21 protein-coding genes are annotated in these 26,908 nt (G+C 67.7%); 10 read left to right on the top strand and 11 right to left on the bottom strand.

The window, feature by feature from the left end; genetic code table 11:
- Window positions 1–123: 123 nt before the first annotated feature.
- Genes OB2597_RS04220 through OB2597_RS04205 form a run of 4 tightly spaced genes read right to left on the bottom strand, consistent with a single transcriptional unit; the run spans window position 124 to window position 5,500 of the window.
- Window positions 124–1,287, bottom strand: coding sequence for a M20 aminoacylase family protein (locus OB2597_RS04220; protein ID WP_009804276.1), 1,164 nt, complete (start codon window positions 1,285–1,287; stop codon window positions 124–126).
- A gap of 26 nt (window positions 1,288–1,313) precedes the next feature.
- Window positions 1,314–2,480: a M20 aminoacylase family protein gene (locus tag OB2597_RS04215; RefSeq protein WP_009804275.1), complete on the bottom strand. Its 1,167-nt coding sequence runs from the start codon at window positions 2,478–2,480 to the stop codon at window positions 1,314–1,316.
- Between the two features lie 3 nt (window positions 2,481–2,483).
- Window positions 2,484–3,650, bottom strand: coding sequence for an acetylornithine deacetylase (argE, locus tag OB2597_RS04210; RefSeq protein WP_009804274.1), 1,167 nt, complete (start codon window positions 3,648–3,650; stop codon window positions 2,484–2,486).
- 2 nt (window positions 3,651–3,652) lie between these two features.
- A complete protein-coding gene (locus OB2597_RS04205; RefSeq protein ID WP_009804273.1) occupies window positions 3,653–5,500 on the bottom strand; it encodes an ABC transporter ATP-binding protein in 1,848 nt (615 codons plus the stop codon).
- 253 nt (window positions 5,501–5,753) lie between these two features.
- Between OB2597_RS04205 and OB2597_RS04200 the strand changes: the two genes are divergently transcribed.
- The 3 genes from OB2597_RS04200 (at window position 5,754) to OB2597_RS04190 (ending at window position 9,658) form a co-directional block, all read left to right on the top strand.
- The gene (locus OB2597_RS04200; RefSeq protein WP_009804272.1) at window positions 5,754–7,460 is read left to right on the top strand and encodes a peptide ABC transporter substrate-binding protein; all 1,707 of its coding nucleotides are present in this window, start codon (window positions 5,754–5,756) and stop codon (window positions 7,458–7,460) included.
- 232 nt (window positions 7,461–7,692) lie between these two features.
- Entirely contained in the window at window positions 7,693–8,700 is a 1,008-nt protein-coding gene (locus tag OB2597_RS04195) for an ABC transporter permease (RefSeq protein WP_009804270.1), read from the top strand.
- Complete coding sequence (locus OB2597_RS04190; RefSeq protein ID WP_009804269.1) at window positions 8,693–9,658, top strand: ABC transporter permease; 966 nt, start codon at window positions 8,693–8,695, stop codon at window positions 9,656–9,658. Before OB2597_RS04195 ends, OB2597_RS04190 begins: the two co-directional genes overlap by 8 nt.
- 3 nt (window positions 9,659–9,661) lie before the next feature.
- Here the strand turns inward: OB2597_RS04190 and OB2597_RS04185 are convergent, their stop codons facing one another.
- The 4 genes from OB2597_RS04185 to OB2597_RS04170 form a co-directional block, all read right to left on the bottom strand.
- Window positions 9,662–10,621 (bottom strand): DNA topoisomerase IB, encoded by a 960-nt coding sequence (locus OB2597_RS04185; RefSeq protein WP_009804268.1) that lies wholly within the window; start codon window positions 10,619–10,621, stop codon window positions 9,662–9,664.
- Between the two features lie 2 nt (window positions 10,622–10,623).
- Entirely contained in the window at window positions 10,624–10,833 is a 210-nt protein-coding gene (locus OB2597_RS04180) for a hypervirulence associated TUDOR domain-containing protein (protein WP_009804267.1), read from the bottom strand.
- 146 nt (window positions 10,834–10,979) lie between these two features.
- A complete protein-coding gene (locus OB2597_RS04175; protein WP_009804266.1) occupies window positions 10,980–12,470 on the bottom strand; it encodes an NAD(P)(+) transhydrogenase (Re/Si-specific) subunit beta in 1,491 nt (496 codons plus the stop codon).
- Window positions 12,471–12,483: 13 nt separating this feature from the next.
- On the bottom strand, window positions 12,484–14,058 hold the full coding sequence (locus OB2597_RS04170; protein WP_009804265.1) for a Re/Si-specific NAD(P)(+) transhydrogenase subunit alpha: 1,575 nt from the start codon (window positions 14,056–14,058) through the stop codon (window positions 12,484–12,486).
- Between the two features lie 422 nt (window positions 14,059–14,480).
- Between OB2597_RS04170 and OB2597_RS04165 the strand changes: the two genes are divergently transcribed.
- On the top strand, window positions 14,481–15,233 hold the full coding sequence (locus tag OB2597_RS04165; protein ID WP_009804264.1) for an SDR family NAD(P)-dependent oxidoreductase: 753 nt from the start codon (window positions 14,481–14,483) through the stop codon (window positions 15,231–15,233).
- A 119-nt stretch (window positions 15,234–15,352) separates the two neighbouring features.
- Here OB2597_RS04165 and OB2597_RS04160 read toward each other — a convergent pair whose 3' ends face one another.
- Window positions 15,353–15,943, bottom strand: coding sequence for a TetR/AcrR family transcriptional regulator (locus OB2597_RS04160; RefSeq protein ID WP_009804263.1), 591 nt, complete (start codon window positions 15,941–15,943; stop codon window positions 15,353–15,355).
- A gap of 92 nt (window positions 15,944–16,035) precedes the next feature.
- Here OB2597_RS04160 and OB2597_RS04155 point away from each other — a divergent pair, with 92 nt between their 5' ends.
- A complete protein-coding gene (locus OB2597_RS04155) occupies window positions 16,036–16,497 on the top strand; it encodes a (2Fe-2S)-binding protein (protein ID WP_009804262.1) in 462 nt (153 codons plus the stop codon).
- 4 nt (window positions 16,498–16,501) lie between these two features.
- A complete protein-coding gene (locus OB2597_RS04150) occupies window positions 16,502–18,745 on the top strand; it encodes a xanthine dehydrogenase family protein molybdopterin-binding subunit (RefSeq protein ID WP_009804261.1) in 2,244 nt (747 codons plus the stop codon).
- A 354-nt stretch (window positions 18,746–19,099) separates the two neighbouring features.
- Here the strand turns inward: OB2597_RS04150 and OB2597_RS04145 are convergent, their stop codons facing one another.
- Window positions 19,100–19,879 carry a gamma-glutamyl-gamma-aminobutyrate hydrolase family protein gene (locus OB2597_RS04145; RefSeq protein WP_009804260.1) on the bottom strand — a complete coding sequence of 260 codons (780 nt, stop codon included), beginning with the start codon at window positions 19,877–19,879 and terminating at the stop codon, window positions 19,100–19,102.
- A 125-nt stretch (window positions 19,880–20,004) separates the two neighbouring features.
- On the bottom strand, window positions 20,005–20,199 hold the full coding sequence (locus OB2597_RS04140) for a hypothetical protein (RefSeq protein ID WP_009804259.1): 195 nt from the start codon (window positions 20,197–20,199) through the stop codon (window positions 20,005–20,007).
- Between the two features lie 180 nt (window positions 20,200–20,379).
- Here OB2597_RS04140 and pepN point away from each other — a divergent pair, with 180 nt between their 5' ends.
- The 4 genes from pepN to gatB all read left to right on the top strand — a co-directional run.
- Window positions 20,380–22,932, top strand: a complete 2,553-nt coding sequence (pepN, locus tag OB2597_RS04135) for an aminopeptidase N (protein ID WP_009804258.1) — start codon at window positions 20,380–20,382, stop codon at window positions 22,930–22,932.
- A 296-nt stretch (window positions 22,933–23,228) separates the two neighbouring features.
- Window positions 23,229–23,984, top strand: coding sequence for an SDR family oxidoreductase (locus OB2597_RS04130; protein WP_009804257.1), 756 nt, complete (start codon window positions 23,229–23,231; stop codon window positions 23,982–23,984).
- Window positions 23,985–24,446: 462 nt separating this feature from the next.
- Complete coding sequence (locus OB2597_RS04125) at window positions 24,447–25,667, top strand: hypothetical protein (protein ID WP_009804256.1); 1,221 nt, start codon at window positions 24,447–24,449, stop codon at window positions 25,665–25,667.
- A gap of 374 nt (window positions 25,668–26,041) precedes the next feature.
- A partial coding sequence (gene gatB, locus OB2597_RS04120; protein WP_009804255.1) for an Asp-tRNA(Asn)/Glu-tRNA(Gln) amidotransferase subunit GatB occupies window positions 26,042–26,908 on the top strand: 867 nt, incomplete at its 3' end.

The following is a 26,908-nucleotide window of genomic DNA, read 5'->3' as shown; positions in this document are numbered from 1 at the left end:
CCGCCCCCGGCGGGTTCGGCACGGCTCACCCCGCACCACCCGTATCCCCGGCCCCGACCGGGGATCTCCCCTCACGCGTTCCGCCGGGCGGTCCGGAGCAAGCCTTCGCAGACCCCCCGGCGCCTACTCCGCCGGCATCCGCTGCTCGACGATGCCGGCCCACCAGGAACAGCCCGCCGGGATGGCCTCGTCGTTGAAGTTGTATTTCGGGTGGTGCACGTCGGCGCTGTCGCCATTGCCCATGAAGATATAGGCGCCGGGGCGCTCCTCGAGCATGTAGGAGAAATCCTCGCCGCCCATGGTGACCTGCGCCTCGCCGCAGTCGCCCGAGACCGAGCGCGCGACGGAGGCGGCGAATTCGGTCTGTTCGGGCGAGTTGATCGTCGGCGGATAGTTCGAGTGGTAGGTCACCTGCGCCTCCGCCCCGAAGGCCGCGGCGACCGAGACCGGGATGGCCTTGATCTTCTCCTCCGTCATCCTGCGGTTCTCCGGCGTCAGAGTGCGGATCGTGCCGCGCAGTTCCACCGTGTCGGGGATGACGTTGTAGGCCTTGGACGAGGTCTCGAACGACGTGACCGAGACGACCACCGCACCGACAGGGTCCGCCGTGCGGCTGACGATGGACTGCAGCGCCACCACCACATGCGAGGCCGCGACCACCGGATCGACGGTGAGGTGGGGCTTGGCGCCGTGGCCGCCCTTGCCCTGCACGACGATGGTGAACTCGTCCGTCGCGGCCATGGTCGGGCCGGGGCGGATGGCGAACTGGCCGACGGGCAGGCCGGGCCAGTTGTGCAGGCCGTAGACCTCCTGGATGCCGAACCGCTCCATCAGGCCGTCGGCGCACATCTCGCGCCCGCCGCCGCCCCCCTCTTCGGCGGGCTGGAAGATCACCACGACCGTGCCGTCGAAATTGCGCGTCTCGGAGAGATACCTGGCCGCGCCCAGCAGCATCGCGGTGTGGCCGTCATGGCCGCAGGCATGCATCGCGCCGGGGGTCTTGGAGGCGTAGTCCACCCCCGTCTGTTCGTGGATCGGCAGGGCGTCCATGTCGGCGCGCAGGCCGATGACCTTGCCCGAGCCGGTGGCCTTGCCCTTGATCACGCCGACCACGCCCGTCCGGCCGAGGCCCGTGACGACCTCGTCGCAGCCGAAGTCCTTCAGCTTCTCCTCGACGATGCCGGCGGTGCGGACGGTGTCGAAGAGGATCTCGGGGTTCTCGTGCAGGTCGCGGCGCCACTCGGTGATTTCGGGCAGCAGTTCTGCAAAGCGGTTCTTGACGGGCATCTTCGGCTCCTTGGGTTGTGCCGGGCTCAGGCCGGCAGGCGTCGTTCGACCAGTTCCGCGAACCAGCTGCAGCCGGCGGGAATGGCCTCGTCGTTGAAATCGTAGGCGGGGTGGTGGACCATCGCGCTGTCGGTTCCATTGCCCAGCATGATATAGGCGCCGGGGCGTCGTTCCAGCATATAGGCGAAATCCTCGGCCGCCAGCACGGGCGGCGCGTCGCGGATGACCTTTCCGGCCACCGCTTCTGCGACGTCCGCGGCAAAGTCCGTCTGGCCGGGCGCGTTCATCGTGACGGGATAGCCCCGGTCGTATTCGATCCGAGCCGTCGCGCCGAAGGCCTCGGCGGTCGAGGCGACGATGGCGTGGATGCGGGTCTCGGCCAGGTCGCGGAGATCCGGGTCCAGCGAGCGGACGGTGCCGCGCAGCAGGACCTCTCCGGGGATGATGTTGTGGCTCTCGGTGTCGGATTTCAGCGTGCAGACCGAAACCACGAGGGATTTCACCGGATCGGCGCTGCGGCTGGCGACGCTCTGAAGCGCGACGATCAGGTGACCGGCGACCACCACCGGGTCGATGACGGTGTGCGGCTGCGCGGCATGACCGCCCCTGCCCACCACGGTGATGGTGAATTCGTCGGCCGAGGCCAGAAGCGCGCCGGGGCGGATGGCGAACTCCCCCGCCGGCAGGCCGGGCATGTTGTGCAGGCCGTAGACCTCCTCGATGTTCCAGCGGTCCAACAGCCCGTCCTCGCACATGGCGAGACCGCCGGCCCCGCCCTCCTCGGCAGGCTGGAAAATCACCACCACCGTGCCGTCGAAGCGACGCGTCTCGGCCAGATATTTCGCCGCGCCCAGCAGGATCGAGGTGTGGCCGTCGTGACCGCAGGCATGCATGGCGCCGGGGGTCCTGGAGGCATGCGACAACCCTGTCTTTTCCTGCATCGGCAGCGCGTCCATGTCGGCGCGCAGGCCGATCACCCGACCCGAAGCCGTCTGCGCGCCGTGGATGACCCCGACGACGCCGGTGCGGCCGATCCCCTCGACGACCTCGTCGCAGCCGAAGTCCCTCAGCCGGTCGGCGACGAGGCCGGCGGTGCGGTGCACGTCGTAGAGAAGCTCGGGGTTCTCGTGGAAATCGCGCCGCCAGGCGACAATCTCGTCATGCAGTTCGGCGAAGCGGTTCTTGATCGGCATGGTTCAGTCCCGGTTCAGGTGGTCGAGCAGCCGCCGCATGAAGCCGTGGCCCGTCTCGAACTGTTCGATCGTGATGTATTCGTCCGGCTGGTGCGCCTGCTGGATGTCGCCCGGGCCGCAGACCACGGCGTCGAACCCGTGCTGCTGGAAATACCCGGCCTCGGTCCCGTAGCTGACGACATGGCGAGCGTTGTCGCCGGTGAGCTGCCGGACGAGTGTTTCCGCCGGCCCGCCCGGTTCGGCGTTGAGGCCGGGGCCGGCGAAACGTTCGGTCACCTCGATCGAGGTTTCGGGGCGGATGGCCTGCATCTCCGCCTCGATCTCGGCGATCCGGCCCATGATGCGGGCCTTCCAGGCCTCGGGATCGTCGCCGGGGACGAGGCGGATCGAGAAGACGAATTCGCAATCCTTGGCGGTGATGTTATGGGCGGTGCCACCGTGGATCATGCCGACATGCAGGTTGGACCACGGCGGGTCGAAGGCGGCGTTCACGTCAGAAGGCGTGGCGGCGGCGCTTGCGGCGTTCACCTCGTTGGCCCACTGGATCAGCCGGGCACCCTCCATGATGGCCGAGACGCCGCGGTAGGCGATCGAGGAATGGATCTCGTAGCCGTGGACATGGACATCCCAGGCCATGCCGCCCTTGTGCCCCGTCACCGCCTGCATCGTGGTGGGCTCACCGACGATGGCGGCGGCGGCGCGGGGGAACCTGCCGGCCGCGTCCTTCAGCAGCGGGTCCGCTCCGATCAGGCCGACTTCCTCGTCGTAGGTCAGGGCCAGTTGCAGGGGGCGCCTGGTGCCGGTCGCCTGCGCCTCGGCCATGGCCCAGATGGCGAGCGCGTCGAACCCCTTCATGTCGCAGCAGCCGCGGCCGTAGTACTTTCCGTCGGCCTCGCGGACCGTAAAGGGGTCGGTGGACCAGTCCTGCCCGTCGACGGGCACCACGTCGGTATGGCCCGAGAGGATCACCGCGCCCTCCTCCATCGGTCCGGCGTGGGCCCAGAGCCCGGCCTTGGGCTCGGACGGGTGGAGGTGGCGGTAGACCTGCACCCCGTGGCTTTCCAGATAGTCCTGGACCCAGTCGATCAGCGGCAGGTTTGTCTCCCGCGAGACCGTGGGAAAGCTGACGAGCTTTTCCATGATCTCGTAGGGCGTCAGTCTTTCGGGCATTCTCAGTAGCCGCTGTCAGTGGTCAGGACATGGTGGTCGTCGCCGACCTGCCGGTATTCGGACGGCTCGGGCCGGTAGTCGAGGTCGTGAATCGGCGAGGGGATCGGTTTGAAGTTCAGCTCGCGCTCGGATTTGCGGCGGGCGGGATCGGCGATCGGAACCGCCTTCATCAGGGCGCGGGTATAGGGGTGCTGGGGGTTCTCGAAAACCGCGGTGCGCGAACCGATCTCGACGATGCGGCCGAGATACATGACGCCGACCCGGTGGCTGACCCGTTCGACGACCGCCATGTCGTGGCTGATGAAGAGGAAGGAGAGGCCCAGCTCGGCCTGGAGCTCCATCATCAGGTTCAGCACCTGCGCCTGAACGGAAACGTCGAGCGCCGAGACGGCCTCGTCCGCGACGATCAGCTTGGGGTTCAGGGCGAGCGCGCGGGCGATGGCCACCCGCTGACGCTGCCCGCCAGAGAGTTCATGGGGATAGCGTCGCATGAAGCCGCGCGGCAGGTGGACCCGGTCGAAGAGCATGGCGATGCGGTCTTCCATCTCCTGGCCCTTGAGGGTGCCGAAGTTCCACATCGGCTCGGCCACCTGGTCGCGCAGCATCATCTGCGGGTTCAGCGAGGCGAAGGGATCCTGGAAGATCATCTGCATGTCGAGCCGCGCCTTGCGCAGGTCGGGCTGGTTCAGGGCGATGATGTCCTTGCCGGCGAGACGAACCTCGCCGGACATGGGTTCGACGAGGCGCAGCAGTGACCGGCCGGCGGTCGACTTGCCGCAGCCCGACTCGCCCACGAGGCTGAGGGTCTGGCCGCGGTTGATGGTGAACGAGATGTCCTCGACCGCGTGGACCTGGGCGACCGTTCGGCGGAAGAAACCGCCCTTGACCGGGAAGCGGGTGGTGAGGTTCCGCACCTCGAGCAACAGGTCGTCGGTACCGGGGATCGGTTTGACGTCGGCCGCGTCCACGCCCAGCAGGCGCATCGGCTCGGGGACCGGCTTGCCCTTCATTTCGCCCAGCTTGGGCACCGCGGCAAGGAGCGCCTTGGTATAGTCGTGTTGCGGATTGCCGAATATTTCGGCAACCGGCCCCTCCTCGACCTTGTGGCCGCGGAACATGACGACCACCCGGTCGGCCATTTGTGCAACCACGGCCATGTCATGGGTGATGAACATCACGGCAGTGCCGGTTTCGCGCTTGAGCCGGTCCATCAGGGCCAGGATCTCGGCCTGGATCGTGACGTCGAGCGCGGTCGTCGGCTCGTCTGCGATCAGCAGGCGCGGTTTGCACGCGAGCGCCATGGCGATGACCACGCGCTGGCGCATCCCGCCCGAGAGCTCGTGCGGATACTGCTTCATCCGGCGCTCGGGTTCGGGGATCCGGACCTCGCGCAGAAGCTCGATCGCGCGGGCCGCCGCCGCTGCCTTGTCGAGGTCCATGTGCAGGCGCAGCCCCTCGGTCAGCTGACGGCCGATGGTGAAGACCGGATTCAGCGCGGTCATCGGCTCCTGGAAGATCATGCCGATCTCGTTGCCGCGGATCGTGCGCATAAGGCCCTGTTCCGCCTGGGAAAGATCTAGCTGACCGTCTTTCCTCCGCTCGAAGAAGAGATGCCCCCCGGCGATCTGGCCGCCGCCGAATTCAACCAGCCGCATCAGCGAGAGCGAGGAGACGGACTTGCCCGAGCCGGATTCGCCGACGATGCAGACCGTTTCGCCGGGGTTGACCGAGAACGACACGTCCTCGACCCCGAAGACCTCTCCGTCCTTGGTCTGGAACGAGACCCTGAGATTCTCGATCCGGACGATCGGGGTCGTGTTCCCGGCCTCAGCCGCGGCATGATCCAGCATTGGGGGTCCGTCCTCTTCGTGACCTCATGACGCTAGCGACGGTTGACGCGCATTGTCAAACCGGCAGCATGGCTGACCTCAGGTCCACCGGTCACCGGACTTGCTTTTTTCGACAAACCGCTTTTCGATGTTTCCACCCGCGCGAATGTGAAGGGGCCGTTACTCTCGCCCGGACGTCACGTCCGGCCATCCGCGCGATCAACGCCGCGCCGCCGACAGAAGCGGCGAGGCTCGTCCAACAATGGAGTATGGAATGAAACTCAGAACCCTGTTGCTCGGCGCCGTTGCCGTATCCGGGCTGGCACCTGCTGCCTTCGCCGAACGCGGCGCGGACGGCCATGTCAACATCATATACTGGCAGGCTCCGTCGATCATGAACCCCTACCTGTCGTCGGGCACCAAGGACATCGAGGCCTCGTCGATGGTCATCGAGCCGCTCGGCCGGTTCGACCAGGACGGGAACATGGTGCCGTATCTGGCACAGGAAATCCCGACCATCGAGAACGGCGGCGTGACCGAGGATCTCAAGCAGATCACCTGGAAGCTGAAAGAGGGCCTGACCTGGTCCGACGGCTCGCCGGTGACCTCGGCGGACGTCAAGTTCACGGCCGACTACTGCATGCATCCCGAAGGCGGCTGCGCCCAGGCGGCCAAGTTCGAAGGCATCGGCTCGATCGAGACGCCGGACGACCTGACCATCGTGGTGAACTTTACCGAGCCCAAGCCGAACCCCTACCAGGCGTTCATGGGCGGCCAGTCGCCGATCCTGCAGCAGGAGCAGTTCCAGGACTGCCTGGGCGCCAAGGCACCGGAATGCACCGAGGCGAACTTCAACCCGATCGGCACCGGGCCCTTCGTGGTCACCGACTTCCGTCCGAACGACGTGATCCAGATGGAAGCGAACCCCAATTTCCGCGATCCCGCCAAGCCGGCCTTCGCCACCGTGACCTTCAAGGGCGGCGGCGACGCGGCGGCGGCGGGCCGCGCGGTGCTCGAGACGGGCGAGTTCGACTATGCCTGGAACCTGCAGCTGGCGCCGGAAGTGATCGAGAAGATGGCCGAGGGCGGCGAAGGCACGCCGGTGTCGGCCTTCGGCACGCTGGTGGAACGGATCGAGATGAACCTGACGGATCCCTCGCCCGACCTGCCCGAGGGCGAGCGCGCGACCGCCAAGCACCCGCACCCGATCCTGACGGACATGAAGGTGCGCAAGGCGCTGTCCATGGCGATCGACCGCCCCCTTCTGGTCGAGATCGGCTATGGCCAGGCGGGCCGCCCGACCTGCAACCTGGTGCCGGCGCCGGAGATTTACGCCTCGGACAACACCGAGTGTCTGACCCAGGATATCGAGGGCGCAAAGGCGCTGCTGGAAGAAGCGGGCTGGACCGACGAGGACGGTGACGGCATCCGCGAGAAGGACGGCATGGAGCTGTCGCTGCTCTTCCAGACCTCGACCAATGCCGTCCGCCAGGATTTCCAGGCGCTGATCAAGCAGTGGTGGTCCGAGATCGGCGTCGAGACCGAGCTGCGCAACGTCTCGGGCTCGGTCTTCTTCGGCGGCGATCCGGGCTCTCCGGACACGTTCCAGAAGTTCTATGCGGACGTGGAAATGTACGCCAACAACTTCGACGGCACCGACCCCGAGGCCTACCTCGCCCAGCACACCTGCGAGAAGTTCCCCCGCCCCGAAAGCCAGTGGCAGGGCGAGAACATCAACCGGTTCTGCGACGAGGAATTCGACGCCCTGGTCAAGGAGCTGGGCCAGACCGGCGAGCTGGAAAAGCGCGCCGAGATCGCCAAGAAGCTCAACGACATGCTGACGGCGGAAAGCTACGTCATCGTGCCGCTGGTCGACCGCGGCCGGGTGTCGGCCCATTCCAACACCCTGGGCGGTGTGGTGCTGAACACCTGGGATTCCGAGCTGTGGAACGTCGCCGACTGGTACCGCATCGAGGAATGACAACCTGATCCGAACGCCCCCGCGTCACCGCGCGGGGGCGTTTTCCGTATCCTGCAGGCGGCATTTCAAAATCATCGGGCCCGCGATGGTTTTCGAATGCAGCTTCAACCCGGGACATCCTGCCTTTGACACTGCCGGCACCGTATCACGCAAGCGACGCAGGGAGATATCCCCGCGCCCGTAGGGTGGGTTTCAACCCCACCCTCCTCCCTCGGCCTGAAGGTCTCGCGGCATGCTGACCTTCACGATCCGGCGGCTGGTGCTTGCCGTTCCGACGCTTCTCTTCATTTCGCTGGTGATCTTCGGCCTGCTGCAACTGGCGCCGGGCGATCCCATGGCGCAGGTGCCGCTGACCGTGCCGCCCGAGGTCAAGCAGAAGATGCGCGAGGCGCTTGGCCTGGGCGATGCCTGGTACATCCAGTACTGGAAATGGATCGTCCAGTTCTTCTGGGTCGAGCCGCAGGTCTTCCTGGACTACGTCTTCGGCACCAACTTCAGCGAGGGGAAGCTGCGCGTCCTGTCCTGGCAGACCCGGTCGCCGGTGATGGAGATCGTCGTCCAGCGGCTGCCCCAGACCCTGTGGGTCGTGGGCACGGCCTATGTCGTCGCGGTGCTGATCGCCCTGCCGATCGGGGTCTATTCCGCCTACCGGCAGTATTCGGTCTTCGACAACGTCGGGACCTTCGTGTCGATGATCGGCTTCTCGGTGCCGCCCTTCTTCTCGGGGGTGCTGGTGATCGTCATCTTCTCGGTCAATCTCGGGTGGTTCCCGTCGATCTACGACACGACGCACCGGGTGGTCGACTGGGACAGCTTCGTCGTCCAGCTTCAGCAGATGATCATGCCCGTGATGGTGCTGGCGCTGCAGATCACGGCGCAGATCGCGCGGTTCATGCGCGCCTCGATGCTCGACAACCTCAACCAGGACTATGTGCGCACCGCCCGCGCCAAGGGGCTGGGCGAGCGGGTGGTGGTGCTGAGCCACGTGCTCCGCAACTCCATGATCCCGGTGGTCACGGTCATCGCGCTCGGCATTCCGCAGATTTTCGGCGGCGCGATCATCACCGAGCAGGTGTTCAAGGTGAACGGGATCGGGCAGCTTCTGATCACCGCGATCCAGGCCAACGACCTGCCGATGGTGCAGACGCTGACCTTCATCTTCGCCGTGCTCATCGTGCTGTTCAACCTGATCGCGGATGTGCTCTACGGCATCCTCGACCCACGGATCCGCTATGACTGACGAACCGCAGAGCCATATCGAACCCGGCCCCGGCGAGGCCCAGGCCTCGGACGTGCTGGACGCGCCGCTTCCGACCACGCCGCCGCGCAGCCAGTGGGCCGAGGTCTGGCGGCAGTTCCGCCATCACAAGGGCGCCATGGCCGGCGGGATCGTCTTCGTGCTGATCGTGCTGGGGGTCTTCGTGGGGCCGCTATTCTGGCACGTGGAGGCGACCTATATCGACATCCGCGCGCGCAACCAGGGCCCGAGCCTCGCGCATCCCTTCGGCACCGACCAGCTGGGCCGGGACATGCTGGCGCGGATGATGGCGGGGGGGCAGGTCTCTATGTCGGTGGGGATGACCGCGATGCTTCTGGCGCTGTTCCTGGGGTCGCTGATCGGAGTGCTGGCCGGCTATTTCAAGGCGCTCGACAACCTGCTGATGCGGACCACGGACCTGTTCCTCGCCCTGCCCCTGCTGCCGCTGCTGCTGGTGATGGTGCTGCTCTTCCGGGAACCGCTGAACGCCTCGTTCGGGCCCGAGACCGGCATCTTCATCCTGATCGTCGTGGCCATCGGCGTGACCTCGTGGATGCCGACGGCGCGGATCGTGCGCGGCGACGTGCTGGCGTTGAAGGAGCGGGAGTTCGTGCTGGCGGCGCGGTCGATCGGCACGACCAACACCAAGATGATCGCGCGGCACATCCTGCCGAACGTCGTCTCGCCGATCGTGGTCTCGGCGACGCTCGGGATCGCCAACGCCATCATCACGGAATCGGCGCTGTCGTTCCTCGGCCTCGGCTTTCCGCCCGACTTCCCGACCTGGGGCCGCCTGCTGTTCGACGCGGTCGACTACATGCAGCAGAACCCCGAGCGGGTGATCATGCCCGGCCTCGCGATCTCGCTGACGGTGCTGTCGGTCAACTATCTGGGCGACGGTCTGCGCGACGCGCTCGACCCGCGAATCCGGGGGCGCTGAGGCTCACGCCAGCACCTCGAGCAGCCCGGTTTCCGGCTTGGACAACCCGCGCCGCGCTTCGGGCAGCGGGGCGGGTTCGCGGCCGACGAGGTCGATGATCCGGGGGTGCACATAGGCGCTGCGCGCGACCGTGGGCGTATTGGCCAGGACCTCGGCCGCGGCCTGCGTCATACCCTTGATCGTCGCGCCCTCTGCCGCCGTCTGGTGATATTCGAAGCCCGCCAGACTGCCGGCCCAGGTGCGGAATGTCTTGGCGGTGAAGCTCTCGCAGCCGCCGATATCGGCAAGATAGCCGTTCAGCGTGGTCGAGGTGACGCGGCGCACCGTTCCCCCGGCGTCCAGCCAGGTGAAGAGCTCGGCCCCCGGCAGATCGCGGGCCGCCTGAAGTACACGCATCAGCCGGCGCGAGCGGATGCGGCGATTCATCTTCTGCCCGCCCTTCGCCCGCCATGACAGGGCCAGGGACCCGTCGACGAGCCGGAGGTGTCTGCGGCGGAGGGTGGTGGCGCCATAGGTGCCGTTCTCGGCGGCATAGGCCTCGTTGCCCACGCGCATGGCCGTGGCGTCGATCAGCAGGAGCGCCGCCGCCAGGGCGAACCGTTCCTCCCCCGCCTCGCGGTGGTTGAGATCGCGCGAGATGCGGCCGCGGATGCGCGGCAGGGCCTCGCCGAAGGCGGCGAGAGAGGCGAATTTCTCGGCGGATTTCGCGGCGGACCAGTCGGGGTGATAGCGGTACTGCTTGCGCGCCCGGGCGTCGAACCCGGTCGCCATCAGATGCCCGTTCGCCACCGGCGACATCCAGACCCGTTCATAGGCGGGCGGCACGGCCATCGCCTCGAGCCGGCGCCGTTCGGGGCCGCGGGCGATCGTCGTGCCGTCGGGGGCGCGATAGGTGAAGCCCCGCCCGCACCGACGACGGCTGATGCCGGGCCGGTCGTCGGGATAGTACACGAGGTCCGGCATGGTCAGGCCCGCTCGACCTCGGATTTCAGCTTGAGAAGGCGGGTCCCGTCCTCCTGGCGGATCAGGTACGCCGGGTTGTCCCTGGACCCCTTGCGGGTGATCTCCTCGCCCTTGATCCTGCGGGTGACCGTCTCGTGAAAGGTCTCCTGCACCTTTCCGGTGCCGGTGCCGTTGCCCCAGTTCCACCGGACCTGCGTGCCTTCGCGGATCATGGCTGCACCTCCTTGCGTCGCCTCGCAAGAGTGCAAACCCGTGATGCCGCCGGGTGGTTCCGGGCGCCGGCGCGGCGCAACGGCACGTCCCGAACGAAAGGGGCGGCCCGACAGGCCGCCCCTTCCGCAGAACGTCGCAGGTGACGTCAGTCGAGCTTGTTCAGCAGCGCGCCGATCGAGTCCTTGGCATCGCCGTAGTACATCCGCGTGTTGTCCTTGTAGAACAGCGGGTTCTCGATACCGGAATAACCGGTGCCCTGCCCCCGCTTGGAGACGAAGACGTTCTTGGCCTTCCAGACCTCCAGCACCGGCATACCGGCAATGGGCGAGTTCGGATCGTCCTGCGCCGCCGGGTTCACGATGTCGTTCGACCCGATGACGATGACCACGTCGGTGTCGGGGAAATCGTCGTTGATCTCCTCCATCTCCAGCACGATGTCGTAGGGCACCTTGGCCTCGGCCAGCAGCACGTTCATGTGCCCCGGCAGACGGCCCGCGACCGGGTGGATGGCAAAGCGCACCTCCTTGCCCTTGGCGCGCAGCTTGCGGGTCAGTTCGGCCACGTTCTGCTGCGCCTGGGCCACCGCCATGCCGTAGCCCGGCACGATGATCACGCTGTCGGCCTCGTCCAGCGTCTGCGCCACGCCGTCCACGTCGATGGGCTTCTGTTCGCCCTCGACCTCCATCGCCGGACCCGCCGAGCCGCCGAAGCCGCCGAGGATCACGCTGACGAAGGATCGGTTCATCGCCTTGCACATGATGTAGGACAGGATCGCGCCCGAGGAACCGACCAGCGCGCCCACGACGATCAGCAGGTCGTTGCCCAGCGAGAAGCCGATGGCCGCCGCCGCCCAGCCCGAATAGCTGTTCAGCATCGAGACGACCACGGGCATGTCCGCGCCGCCGATCCCCATGATCAGGTGATAGCCGATGAAGAGCGCGCAGAGCGTCATGATGAAGAGCGGCAGGAACCCGCCCCCGCCCACGTACCAGAAGAGGCAGATGAGCGAGATGGCGGCCGCGCCGGCGTTCAGGATGTGCCCGCCGGGCAGTTTCTCGGCCGCCGAGGTGACCCGGCCCGCCAGCTTGCCGAAGGCGATGACCGAGCCGGTGAAGGTGATCGCGCCGATGAACACCCCGAGGAAAAGCTCGATGCGGAGGATGTTGATCTCCACCCCGGTCTTGTGGGCGACGATGGCCGCGAAGCCGCGGAAGATCGACTCGACCTCGTGCGCGGCGTCGCTCATCACGCCGTAGGTGGCGTGCGGAAAGGCGACGCCGGCCTCGGCGAAGGCTTCGGCGACGCGGCCGATCTCGATATGGGCGTTGAAGCCGACGAAGACCGCCGCGAGCCCGACGAGCGAGTGCATCGCCGCGACAAGCTGGGGCATCTCGGTCATCTCGACCCGCTTGGCCACGACCCAGCCGATGGCGCCGCCGCCCGCGATCAGCAGGAGCGACAGGAGCCAGAGGCCCGCGCCGGGGCCGATGAGCGTGGCGAAGACCGCCAGCGCCATGCCCGCGATGCCATACCAGACCGCGCGCTTGGCGCTTTCCTGCCCGGACAGGCCGCCGAGCGAGAGGATGAAGAGGACAGCCGCGACCACGTAGGCCGCCGTGGTGAATCCGAATTCCATGATCCTCTACCCCTTACGATTTCTGGAACATGGCGAGCATGCGCCGTGTCACGAGGAAGCCGCCGAAAATGTTGATCCCGGCCATGAAGACCGAGAGGGCGGCAAGGAGGATCACCAGCCACGAGCCCGAACCGATCTGCATCAGCGCGCCCAGGATGATGATCGAGGAGATGGCGTTGGTGACGGCCATCAGCGGGGTGTGCAGCGAATGCGACACGTTCCAGATCACCTGGAAGCCGACGAAGACCGAGAGCACGAAGACCACGAAATGCTGCATGAAGCTGGCCGGCGTGAACAGACCGGCGAGCAGGATCAGCGCGCCGCCGACGGCGAGCAGCGTGACCTGGTTCTTGGTCTCCTTCTTGAAGGCGGCGATCTCCTGTTCCCGCTTTTCCTCGGGCGTCAGTTCCTTCGGCTTCTCCTTGGGCTTCTGGGCCGCGATGGCCGCGACCTTGGGCGGCGGCGGCGGCCAGGTGATCTCGCCCTTGTGGGTCACGGTCGCGCCGCGGATCACGTCGTCGTCCATGTCATGATCGACCACGCCATCCTTTTCGGGCGTCAGGTCGGTCATCATGTGACGGATGTTGGTGGCATAGAGCGCCGAGGACTGCGTCGCCATCCGGCTGGGGAAGTCGGTGTAGCCGATGATCGTGACACCGTTGTCGGTCACGACCTTCTCGTCCGGCACGGTGCCCTCGACGTTGCCGCCGCGTTCGGCGGCGAGGTCGACGATGACCGATCCGGGCTTCATCGCCTTGACCATGTCCTCGAGCCAGAGCTTGGGCGCCTCGCGGTTCGGGATCAGCGCGGTCGTGATCACGATGTCGATGTCGGGGGCCAGTTCGCGGAACTTGGCGAGCTGTGCCTCGCGGAACTCGGGGCTCGAGACCGAGGCGTAGCCGCCGGTGGCCGAGCCGTCCTGCTGTTCCTCCTCGAAGTCGAGGTAGACGAACTCAGCGCCCATGGATTCGACCTGTTCGGCCACTTCGGGGCGCACGTCGAAGGCCAGGGTCACGGCGCCGAGCGATGTCGAGGTGCCGATGGCGGCCAGACCGGCGACGCCGGCCCCCACCACGAGAACGCGGGCCGGGGGCACCTTGCCCGCGGCGGTCACCTGACCGGTGAAGAAGCGGCCGAAGTTGTTGCCCGCCTCGATCACCGCGCGGTAGCCGGCGATGTTGGCCATCGAAGACAGGGCGTCCATCTTCTGCGCGCGGCTGATCCGGGGCACCATCTCCATCGCGATGACGGTGGCGCCCTTGGATTTCGCCAGTTCCATCCCCTCTTCGTTCCCGGCGGGATTGAAGAAGGAAATCAGCGTCTTGTCCTTGTTCAGCCGCTTCAACTCGGTCTCGGTCGGCTGCCGGACCTTGGCGATGATGTCGACCTCTTTCCACAGGGCCGCGGCGGTCTTGACCACCGTCACCCCGGCGGCCTCGTAGGCATCGTCCGTAAAGCCCGCGGCCGATCCCGCCCCCGCTTCGACATAGCATTCGTGGCCGAGCTTCTGAAGCTGCGCCGCCGAGTCCGGCGTCATGGCAACCCGGTTCTCGCCCTCGAAGACCTCTTTCGGCGTTCCGATTTTCACCTGTGTCGTCCCCCTTATGAACAACTGGTTCTACATCGGCCGGAATTTTCCGACCAAATCCCTGCAAGCCACGCAAGAATATTGCGTGCCAAATCCCCGCCGATGTGCCCGTTCTGCAGCGCAGAGTCAAACCCATCCGCGGCTCTTTTGCCTGCACCGGGCCGAGTCAGCACGGAATTCGCGCCCGAGTCTATCCTCTTCCTGTACTTCGACGGCGCTGGCCGGGGGGCGCCCCCTGCGGATCCATCGGCGGGGCGTGGCAGCCCCGCGAGAACCCGGCGGAATCGACGCTTTTCGGCGTCGCCTCGGTGCGGTCTCCGGGACTCTGGCCTCTGCTCCGTGCCGGGGGCCGTCCGGCTTGCGCTTTGCCCGCCGGTCCCTATGGTCAGCCGAGATCAAGTTCGCGAAAGGGAGGGGCAGTCATGATGCTGACAGGGAAACACGCCATCGTCACCGGAGGCGGCACCGGGATCGGTCTGGCCATCGCGCGGGCGCTGGTCGCCGAAGGGGCGCAGGTGACGATCACCGGCCGGCGGCTCGAAGTCCTGCAGGAGGTGGCCGAAGACGGCATGTTTCCGGCCGTCATGGACGTGACCGACGAAGCCCAGATCGTCGAGACGACGGCCGCGGCGGTCGAGGCGCGCGGGCCGATCCAGATCTGCGTGGCCAATGCCGGCATCGCCGAGGGCAAGAAGCTGCACAAGACCTCGTCCGAGTTCTGGCGCAAGATCATGACGACCAATCTCGACGGCTGTTTCTACACCGTGCGCGAAAGCCTCAAGTCCATGCTCTCGACCGACTGGGGCCGGGTGATCGCCATCTCCTCGATCGCGGGGGTCAGGGGCGCGGCCGGTGCGGGGGCCTATGCGGCGTCGAAACACGGGGTGATCGGCATGATGCGCTCTTTCGCCGAGGACTTCCTGCACGAGCCCTACACGTTCAATTCGATCTGCCCCGGCTATGTCGACACGCCGATCGTGACGCGCAACACCGAGTCCATCTCGCAGCGCGCGGGCGTGTCGGCAGAGGAAGCCCGCGACATCATGGTGAGCAGCAACCGCCACAAGAAGCTGATCCTGCCCGAAGAGATCGCGGCGGCGGCACTGTGGCTGTGCAACCCCGCCAGCGAGAGCGCCAACGGAACCGAAGTGCACATCGCCGGCGGCCAGATCTGACCCCTGCCGCGCGGCGGCCCAAGGGTGGGTCCCACCCCGCCACACCATGCGAAAGACCCGGCCGTGCGCGGAACGTATCGGGCGCCCGTGGCGGGGGAGACCCCACGACGGTCCGCGGCCTACGGCTCGAGCGCCCGGGCCATGAGATCGGCAAAGACCGCAAGCCGCGCGAGGTAATCCCGGTAGCCGCTGGCGGCCATCTTCTGGCCGTGCTGGCCCGCGATGATCGCCCGCGCGGTGGCGGCGGCGCCCTCCGCAGGCAGGCGGAGGCGGTCCGCGGCGGCCTCGGCCTCCAGCCAGCCGGACCAGATGGCCGCGATGCGGTCGTTGCCGAGCCGCGTCTCCTCCTCGGCCCCGCCGTCTTTCATCGACAGCAGTTCCTCGCCATGAGGGCTGTCGAGCAGCGCCTCAGCGAGACCGCCGGCCTGCGCGGCGCAGGCCTCGCGCAGCGCCTCGTGCAGGGGGCGGCCCGGCGACAGCGCACGGGCCAGATCGGCGCAGGCCAGGTCGAAATAGGCCTTCACCCCATGCAGCAGGATGTCTTCCTTGTTGCGGAAATGCTGGTAGAGCGCCGCGCGCGACATGCCCGCGGTCCGCGCGATATCCTCCATCGAGGCCCGCCGGAACCCGTAGAGCGCGAAGACGGAGAGGGCGGCATTCAGGATGCGCCCCTGCTTTTCGCCCGTATCGGGAAGAAGTTGCATGGTCATGCACCCGATCTGACAGATTGGACGAATTATGTCAATTGACACTCTGACATATTCCACTCATTTTGTCATGACGTCCGAGAAGAGGTGATTCCATGGCCAAGCTCACGATCAACGGCGCGGCGCGCAGCGTCGACCTGTCCGACGAGGTGCCCCTGCTCTGGGCGTTGCGCGACGGGCTGAACATGACCGGCACCAAGTTCGGCTGCGGGGTCGCGGCCTGCGGGGCCTGCACCGTTCATATCGATGGAGAGGCGGTGCGATCCTGCCAGGTGGCCGTCGGCGATGTCTGGGGCCCGGTCACGACGATCGAGGGGATCGGCACGCCCGAGGACCTCTCGGTGCTGCAGCAGGCCTGGATCGACAACCAGGTCGCGCAGTGCGGCTATTGCCAGTCGGGCCAGATCATGCAGGCGGCGGCGCTGCTGGCCGAGACGCCGCGGCCCACGGATGACGAGATCGACGCGGCCATGGCCGGCAACCTCTGCCGCTGCGGCACCTATCCCCGGATTCGCGCCGCCATCCACGACGCCGCGCAAAAGATGCAGGAGGCCTGACCCCATGTCCCGCATCGGAAAGATCGCCCGCCGCAGCTTTCTCATCGGCACGGCCGCCGTGGCAGGCGGCGTCGCCTTCGGCGTCTATGCCGCGCGCCGGCCGGCCCCCAGTCCGCTCTCCCCTGCCGAGGGCGAGGTGGCCCTGAACCCGTTCATCGTGATCGACCGCGCGGCCGTGACGGTCATCGTGCCCAAGGCCGAGATGGGCCAGGGAGTGCAGACGACCTGGGCGACGCTGGCGGCGGAAGAGCTGGACATGGAGCCCGCCGATCTGCGCATCGCGCACGGCCCGCCCGGCAAGGCCTATTACAACCGCGCCATGGGAACGCAGATGCTGCCCGTGGCGAATTACAGGCTGTCGAACTGGCAGGAGAACCTCGGCGCGCAGATGGCTGTGGCGGGCAAGTTCCTGAACCTGCAGGTCACCGGCGGATCGACCTCGACGGCGGACGGGTTCGACAAGATGCGTCACGCCGGGGCCTCGGCCCGAGAAACGCTCAAGGAGGCGGCGGCGCGGCGGCTCGGTGTCGCGCGGTCGGCGCTGAAGACCCAGGGGGGCGCGGTGGTCGCCCCGGACGGCAGCCGCCTTCCCTATACAGAACTGGCGGCGGACGCGGCCGGGATCGACCCGGTCACCGCGGAACTGCGCCCGCAAAACGCATGGCGCCATCTCGGCAAGAGCCAGCCGCGCCACGATCAGGCGCCCAAGGCGACCGGCACGGCCGAATTCTCGATCGACGTGCGGCTGGAGGGCATGAAATTCGCCGCGCTGAAACGGAACCCCTACCAGGGCGGCGCGATGCACGGGTTCGACGCCTCGGAGGCGCTGGACATCGCCGGGGTCGAGAGGGTGATCGATCTGGGGGACGGCGTGGCCGTGGTCGCCAGCAACTCGTGGTCCGCCATGCGGGGCGCCGAGGCCGTCCGCTTCGACTGGGGCAAGGGCAGCTACCCGGAGACCACCGAAGAGATGTTCGCGGCCTTCGATACGGCGATGAAGGGCGGGGCCAATTCCACCTTCCTCGACCGCGGCGATGCGGACACGCTGCCCAACGGCGCGACCGAGGTTCGCGCGGACTACGCGGTGCCCTACCTGAGCCATGCCCAGATGGAGCCGCTGTGCGCCACCGCGCTCTACCACGGGGACCGGATCGAGGTCTGGTCCGGCAACCAGATTCCCATCCACTGCCGGGCGGCGGCGGCCGAGGAAGCAGGTCTCGATCCCGAGGCGGTCACGCTTCATACCCCGCTGATGGGCGGCGGCTTCGGGCGGCGGGGTTACACCGACTTCACCCGGTATGCCGCCCGTCTCGCCGTCCGGATGCAGGGGACGCCGGTCCAGCTGCTCTGGTCGCGGGAAGAGGACATGACGCACGGCTACTACCGGCCCGGCGCGATCGCGTCGTTCCGGGGGGCGGTCAGGGATGGCCGGGCGGTCCTGCTCGACGGCCGGATCAGCGGTCAGGCCGCCACGCCGTCGCTGGTAAGGATGCTGCTGGGCTTCGCGCCGCCGGGACCGGACAAGGGCCATGTGGAAGGCGCCTACGACCAGCCCTATGCGATCCCCAACGCCCGGATCAGCGGCCATGTCGCGGAACTCGACCTGCCGGTCGGCCCCTGGCGGTCGGTAGGGGCGTCGGTGAACGGGTTCTTCTTCGACAGCTTCCTGGACGAGATGGCCCATGCGGCGGGCGCCGATCCGCTGACCTTCCGGCTGGAGATGATGAAGGACGAGGACCCCGGGTCCGCCGCCGTTCTCGAGGCGGTGCGCGAGGCCTCGGGCTGGACCGGCAGGACGCCAGACGGCGTGGGACGGGGCGTGGCCTTCTGTCATTCCTTCGGAACGCCGGTCGCCGAGGTGATCGAGGTCCACCGGACCGAGGCCGGGATCCGCATCGCCAAGGCCTGGATCGCCGCCGATCCCGGCCTCGCCCTCGACCCGGGGAATATCGAGGCACAGCTCTTCGGCGGCATGGCCTATGGCCTGTCGGCGGCGGTGCATCAGCAGATCACCTTTGCCGACGGAGCGGCGGAGCAGCAGAACTTCTACGACTATGACGCGATCCGGATGAACACGATGCCCGAGGTTGTGGACATCCGGATCCTCCAGAGCGGCGACGGGATCGGCGGCATCGGCGAGCCGGGCACGCCTCCGGCGGCCGCGGCGCTGGCGAATGCGCTCTTCGATCTGACCGGCGAACGCGCGCGGCGGCTGCCCCTGGCGGACCAGTTCGACTTTGTGGTCTGACGTCTCCGCAAGGGGTTGAGGCGTCGGCGGGTTTCTTGCGATCCGCGGCAATTGGCACGTCGGTTAGGGGCTCGTGACCGGCGCCGACCAGGCGCGAAAGCGTCGCCCCGGGGGCGGAACCCTCGGTCGGGGCCTGGCGTCCGGGAGGGTCGGCCTGCACATTTTTATGCGCGGCGCCACGAGCCATTCTCGTCTCGGCGGTCGAAGTTCGGATCGCGGTGCGCCCCTCGCCCGCGGTTCCTGGAGATCCTCGGGTCGAGCCCGGGGATGACGTGTGGCGCGGGGTGGTGGTGGATCCGCGTTCGGGGCCGGGGATGTCGTGACGTGAGGAGTGTCGGTGGCGCCGTGGTGGTCTCAGGCGCTCTTGGCCAGCGGCATCGGTTCGCGGCGGGCCTTCCAGGCGCGGGCGGCGTCTCCGAAGGCTTGGAAAAGCGGGCGCGAGACCGGGTCCTGCGCGGCGTTGAACTCCGGATGCCACTGCACGGAAAGGGTGAAACCCGGCGCATCCCTGACGAAGGCGGCCTCGGGCGTCCCGTCCGGGGCGGTGCCGTCGATCACGAACCGTTCGCCGGCGCGGATGACCGCCTGGCCGTGCAGCGTGTTGGTCATCACCTCGGTCGCGCCGAAGAGCCTGTGGAAGGGACCGCCCTCGCTTACCGTCACCTTGTGGCGGAGGGCGAAACGCTCCTCCGTCGTGCCCTCGGGGGGCATGCGGTGGTTCATGCGACCGGGCAGGTCGCGGATCTCGGGGTGGAGGGCCGATCCAAGGGCGACCGCGACCTCCTGGAAACCGCGGCAGATGCCGAGGAACGGCTGCCCGCGCTCGACGCAGGCCCGGACCAGCGGCAGGGAGATCGCATCCCGCGCGCGGTCGAAGGCGCCATGCGCCATGGTCTCTTCCTCGCCGTATTCCTCGGGGTGGACGTTGGGCCGGCCCCCGGTCAGCACGAAACCGTCGAAATTGTCCAGCAGGTCCTCGACCGTGGCGAGGCTGGGGTCCGCCGGGATCAGCAGGGGCAGGCCCTCGGCCACCTGGGCCACCGCCTCGGAATTCATGACGCCGCCCGCATGGGTGCGGTAGCTGTCATTGACGATGTGCAGATTGGTGATGATGCCGATACGGGGACGTGCCATGTGTCGCGGGTTCCTTTCCTCGACACGAAATATATGTCGATCGGAGCCCGGCGAAAACACCCCCGGCTGTGCGTCAGCGCAGAACGCTCCGCTGACGCCACTCAATTGTGCAAATGCGCAAAGACCTATTCGGTCACGGTCTCCTCGCCGGTGCGGCCGTCGATCATGGTGTCGGCGCCCTCGGGGTCGTCGCCGCTCGTCGCGGTGAGGGTGATGGCGGCGCCCATGATCCCGCCGAAGATCAGCGCGATGAGCATCCCCCAGATCGGTGCGCGGTGGCGCGCCGCCTGGCGTTCGACATTCGTCGTCGGTGCGGACATGTGTTTTTCCTCTCGTGAAACGGTTCTCATCAGCCAAACGCCGTGCGGGGGCCTCCGGTTCAGTTTTCGTGAACGCACGTCGGCGTGAAACCACCGCAGGGCCGCCCGCTGTGCGGCAGGCTTGCATCCCCACGGTCCTGCTGGAACAAGTGGCGCAACCGGCGGCGCAAGGAGGCAGCAATGGCAGATGCAGAGACCCCGACGATCTATCTGAGGGACTACACGCCCCCCGCGTGGCTTGTCGAAGAGGTCCAGCTGACCTTCCGCCTCGCCCCGGAGACGACCCGCGTCCTGTCGCGCATCCGTTTCACCCCGAACCCCGAGGCCACGGACCGGACATTCGTGCTGGACGGCGAGGGGCTGACACTGATCTCGGCCCGCATCGACGGGACCGAGGTGGACCCGACGCTGACCGAGGCGGGGCTGACCTGCGATGTCCCCGACACCGCCTTTGTCTGGGAGGCCGAGGTCGAGATCGCGCCGGCGTCGAACACCGCGCTCGAGGGTCTCTACATGTCGAACGGCATGTATTCGACCCAGTGCGAGGCGCAGGGTTTTCGCAAGATCACCTATTATCCCGACCGCCCCGACGTAATGGCCCCCTTTTCGGTGCGGATCGAGTCGGACCTGCCGGTGCTGCTGTCGAACGGCAACAGGGTGGCGAGCGGCGAAGGGTTCGCCGAATGGCACGATCCCTGGCCCAAGCCCGCCTATCTCTTTGCTCTGGTGGCGGGCGAACTGGTGAACCTGCCCGGCTCTTTCACCACGCGCTCGGGCCGCGAGGTCGAGCTGAACGTCTGGGTGCGGCCCGGCGACGAGGACAAGTGCGACTTTGCCATGGAGGCGCTGAAGAAGTCGATGACATGGGACGAGAAGGTCTATGGCCGGGAATACGACCTGGACATCTTCAACATCGTGGCCGTCGACGATTTCAACATGGGCGCGATGGAGAACAAGGGGCTGAACATCTTCAACTCCTCGGCCGTTCTGGCCAATGCGCGCACCGCGACGGACGCGAATTTCGAGCGGATCGAGGCGATCATCGCGCATGAGTATTTCCACAACTGGACCGGCAACCGGATCACCTGCCGCGACTGGTTCCAGCTGTGCCTGAAAGAGGGGCTGACGGTCTTCCGCGACGCGCAGTTCACCGCCGACATGCGGTCCGAGCCGGTCAAGCGGATCTCGGACGTGCTCGACCTGCGGGGGCGGCAGTTCCGCGAGGACGGGGGGCCGCTGGCGCATCCGGTGCGGCCCGAGAGCTTCAAGGAGATCAACAACTTCTACACCGCGACGGTCTACGAGAAGGGCGCCGAGGTGATCGGCATGCTCAAGCGGCTGGTCGGGGACGAGGCCTACGCCAAGGCGCTGGACCTCTATTTCGACCGGCACGACGGCCAGGCCTGCACGATCGAGGACTGGCTGAGGGTCTTCGAGGACACCACCGGCCGCGATCTGACCCAGTTCAAGCGCTGGTATTCGCAGGCCGGCACGCCGCGCGTGGTCATGACGGACGACTGGGCCGACGGCACCTATACCGTGACCCTGAAACAGAGCCTGCCGGACACGCCGGGCCAGACCGGCAAGCAACCGCAGGTCATACCCTTCGCCATCGGGCTGCTCGATCCTTCCGGACAGGAGGTGGTGCCGACGACGCTGCTGGAGCTGACCGAGACGGAACAGTCGTTCACCTTCGCGGGCCTGGCCGACAGGCCGATCCCCTCGCCACTGCGCGGGTTCTCGGCCCCTGTCGTCCTGGACCGGCAGACGGACGCCGAAGAACGGGCGTTCCTGCTCGCGCACGATACCGATCCTTTCAACAAGTGGGAGGCGGGGCGCCAGCTGGCCAAGACCGCGCTGATCGACATGATCGACGGCGGGCAGGCGCCGGACGACCGCTATCTCGATGCGGTGCGGCGGGTGGTCACGGACGAAAGCCTCGATCCCGCCTTCCGCTCGCTGTGCCTGGGGCTGCCCTCCGAGGACGATCTGGCGCAGAGCTTCGCCGACAGCGGGCGCACCCCGGATCCGCAGGCCATATGGGACGGGCGCGAGGCGATGCGCGGCGCCTTGGCCGAGGTCCTGTCGGGCGATCTGGGGCCGCTCTACCGCGCGCATCTGGTGACCGAACCCTACGCGCCCTCGGCCGAACAGGCCGGCAAGCGCTCCCTGACGAACATCCTGCTCAGCCTGCTGACGCGGCGCGACGGCGGCGCGGCGGCGCAGGGGCAATTTGCCGATGCCGACAACCTGACCCAGCAGATCGGCGCGCTCTCGGCGCTTTTGACCAACGGCCTCGGCTCGCTCGAACTGGCCTCGTTCGCGGAACAATGGTCGCATGAGCGGCTGGTGATGGACAAATGGTTCATGATCCAGGTGGCCCACGCCCGGCCCGCCGACGCCGCCCGGGTGGCCGACGCCCTGACGCAGCGGCCGGATTTTGCCATGACCAACCCGAACCGGTTCCGGTCGGTCTTCGGCGCGCTGGCGATGAACCAGGCGGGGTTCCACCATGCCAGCGGCGACGGGTACCGACTGATGGCGGACTGGCTGATCCGGCTTGACCCGGTGAACCCGCAGACCACCGCGCGGATGTGCAGCGCCTTCCAGACCTGGCGGCGCTATGACGCGGACCGGCAGGGCATGATACGCGAACAGCTGGAACGGATCGCGGCGCTGCCGGGGCTGAGCCGCGACACGGCCGAGATGGTGGGGCGTATTCTGGAAGGGTGAGGCCGCCGCTCCGGTGAGAGCGCGGCCCTCTGCACCAGGCTTGCCGCGGGCGTGGCCCTGTGCTGAGATATCTCGAGCGACGAGGAGTGACCGCGATGCCCCTGCTCATGTCTCCTGCCGGTTCGGCGGATGGTCCCGCCCCTCCCCCGCCCCCCGCCAGCGCGGAGGCCACGGGACTCGTCGGCCCGGCAGCACCGTGCGCGGCGCCGACACCATGATCCGGACCCCGACCGGACCTCTGCCCGCACGTGGCGCTCCCGCCCGCCCCTAGACGCACCTTCCCGAGGATACCAGATTTGGCCCACGCATCTTCCGACCGACCGCGCACCCTTTTCATCACCGGCGCAAGCTCCGGCATCGGGGCGGCCTGCGCGCGGCTGGCGGCCGGTGCGGGGACGCATCTCCTCCTGCACTACGGTGCGAACAGGGTGGGGGTCGAGGACGTGGCCGACGCCGCGCGCATCGCCGGCTCAGAGGTCAAGCTGATCCAGGCCGACCTGTCGCAACCCGACCAGATCGCGGAACTGGGCCGGATCGCCGGTGAGGAAAGCGACCCCGCCCGGCCCCTCTATCTCGTCAACAACGCCGGGATCGTGGACCGGCGCGCCTCTCTCGCCGATCTCACGGCCGAGCGGCTGCAGCGGATGTTCGCGGTCAATGTCATCGGTGCCATGCTCGTCGCGCGCGAGGCGGTGGCGCTGATGCGGCGGCGCAATGCAGGGGGCGGCATCGCAAATGTCTCGTCGGCGGCCGCGCGCAAGGGGATGGGCGGGCAGTACGTGGACTATGCCGCGTCGAAGGCGGCAATCGACTGTTTCACTATCGGGCTGGCCGATGAACTCGCCCCCGAGGGGATCCGCGTCAACTCGGTCCGGCCGGGGCTGATCGAGACCGGGATCCACGAAAAAGGCGGCGAGCCCGACCGGCTCAACCAGATCGGCCATACGCCGCCCCTGGGCCGGCCCGGCACGGCCGAGGCGATCCTGTGGCTGCTGTCGGACAAGGCGAGCTATACCACCCGCAGTATCCTGGACGTGGCCGGCGGCCGCTGAAGCGCGGGTCATCGGGCGCAAGACCGCCACACCGATCAGTTCACCCGGCGTATCGGTCAGGGCCGGACAATCGTGCCGGAGGTCCTCGTCCGCGTGAGCGGGGCGGGGCCGGTTCCGGGCCGCCCCCGCTCCCGCCGAACAATTCGTACGTCTGGACCGGTGCACCGCGACCATGTCCCGCCCGGCGGCGCCCTATGCCCACGGGCCTGCCACCTCCCCCGTCGCAGCGATCGACCGGCGAGGGAGCCGCATCAACCGGGGGTCTACTTCCCTGACCGCGAGTTGCGCGGCGAGGCGGCGTAACCCGTTAAAGACGCATTCGGGCAGAGTCGGGACCGGCCAGCCGGATTGCGCCACCATTGCGCCGCCTTCCCGTCAGCTGGCCACGCCAATTTCGCGCAAAGACCCGACCCCTGCCCTTATTCGGCCGGAAAGAATTGCGACTCTCTCGATACCCAAGACATGGAGTTCACGATGTTCGGCATCGCCCGCGGCGCCCGGTACGGCAAGGACAGGAAACAGTCCCGTCAGGAGGGGCGGCAGGCCGACGTTCCGCCGCTCGCCCCTCCGGATCTGCCGGTGCGGAGCGAATCCCGTCACGACCGCTGCCGAAACGCCTATTTCGCCAAGGGGTTGCACCTGTCGCGGCAGGATCGCTGGGACATGCTGGGCCGCCTGATCGCCGAAACCGACCGCAACCGCGTCGCGACGCCCTCGGGGACCGCGCTGGCCGCGGTGCTGGCCGACGGGGCCAGATCCGACGCGGTGCGCCATGCCCGGTCGGCCATCACCTCGCCCGATACGCCGGTGCCCGAGGGGATCTGCGCCCTGACCGAGGTCGCCGAGGAGCACCCCGGCTCCTGGGCCGTGTCGCTCGTGGTGGCCCGTGCTCAGATCGACAGCGCCTGGGCCTACGAGGGCCAGGTCGATCCCTACTATCTGCCCTTCGCGCCAAGCAGCGCCTTTCTGGACGGCTTCGCCAGCGCCTCGGCCCTGGTGGACAGGGTCGGGCAGCTCGCTCCGGAGAGCGCGGAGATCGCCGCCACCCGGTGCGATCTGCTGGCGGCCCTACCGGACGCCTCGGACCTGGTCGGAACCTGCCACGAGACCGCCATTTCGCTGGACCCGCATAATCCCGGCCGCCTGCGGGCCTACGGCGTCCATCTCCTGCCGCGATGGTTCGGCTCGTACGAGCGGCTGGCCGAGGCGGGCGAGATCCTGAGCGAAGAGCTTCGCGACATCTGGGGCGACCGCGCCTATGCCTGGTTCTGGTTCGACGCCCTGCGGCTCGACCCCGAAGCGGGAACCGAACTCGACGTGGACCGGTTCGTCGCGGGGCTTGGCGCGATCCTGGACGAGACCGGGGACCCGCATCTGACGAACCTCGTGGCGGCCTATGCCGACGGCATGAAACCGGCGATGGACCCCGAAGTGATCACCCCGGAGGCGCGCAAGGTGCGCAGCCGGATCCACGCGACCCTGCCCGACGTCGCCGAGCGTCACCTGACGGAACTGCATCCGCAGGTCTGGGCCCGGGTCGGCGCGGTGCCGGGCGCGATGCTGACCGGCCCGCTGTCGCCGGGGCGGATCGCGGCGGCGACCGTGCAGGCGCGCACGGCGCTCGAAGCCGCCGCAGCGGCGCGGCAGCTGGACCGGGAGGCGGGCACCGGACAGCGCGCCTGACCGACCAAAGGCCGCCGATGGCGATGGGGCAAACGGTTTGAACTGGCGCGCCGTAAAACCGGCAACACCGGCCCTCCCCACAGATTTTTCCGCCTGTGATCTCGGGCGACCCCTCGGCACCGCGCACTTTCGTCGCGACCGGAGACCGCCGGACAACCTCGAACTGCCCCCGGCGGCGTTGTCGCGCCTCACCAGGGTCGGGCCTTGCCCGCGTTCGACCCGAGGACTGTCGCTGAGACGACACCCCCCGGAACGGCTCGCGGGGCCGGGGCGGCGCCTCGTCGGTCGGAACGCTCCGCGCCCGCGCCCGGGCCTTGCCCCCCTCCCCGCGCTCGCCTAGAACGCCTGTCGTACCGGATACGAGAGGACGGCCCATGCTCGACCTGACATACGAAGCCCCCAAGCCCAAGGTGATCGCCGGGGCCAAGCACGACTGGGAACTTGTCATCGGCATGGAGGTGCATGCGCAGGTCTCCTCTCGGGCCAAGCTCTTTTCCGGCGCCTCGACCCGGTTCGGGGCGGAACCCAATTCCAACGTCGCCTTCGTCGATGCGGGCATGCCCGGGATGCTGCCGGTGATCAACGAGGGCTGCGTCGCGCTGGCGGTGAAGACCGGGCTGGGCCTGAAGGCGCAGATCAACCTGCACTCGGCTTTCGACCGCAAGAACTATTTCTACCCGGACCTGCCGCAGGGCTACCAGATCTCCCAGCTCTACCACCCGATCGTGGGCGAAGGCGAAGTGCTGGTCGAGATGGGCGAGGGGATGGCCCGCAAGGTCCGGATCGAACGCATCCACCTGGAACAGGACGCCGGCAAGTCGATCCACGATATGGACCCGGCGATGTCCTTCGTCGACCTCAACCGCACCGGCGTCGCGCTGATGGAAATCGTCTCGCGCCCCGACATCCGCGGCCCCGAAGAGGCGGCGGCCTATGTGCTGAAACTGCGCCAGATCCTGCGTTATCTCGGCACCTGCGACGGCAACATGCAGAACGGCAACCTGCGGGCGGATGTCAACGTCTCGGTCTGCCGTCCGGGTCAGTACGAGAAATACATGGAAACGCAGGACTTCAGCCATCTCGGCACGCGGTGCGAGATCAAGAACATGAACTCCATGCGCTTCATCCAGGCCGCCATCGACTACGAGGCGCGCCGCCAGATAGCCATCGTCGAGGCGGGCGGATCGGTCGTGCAGGAGACCCGGCTCTACGATCCGGACAAGAACGAAACGCGGTCGATG

Origin of the sequence: Pseudooceanicola batsensis HTCC2597 (assembly GCF_000152725.1) — a bacterium.
GTDB lineage: Bacteria > Pseudomonadota > Alphaproteobacteria > Rhodobacterales > Rhodobacteraceae > Pseudooceanicola > Pseudooceanicola batsensis.
This window is presented reverse-complemented; position numbering and strand designations above follow the sequence as displayed.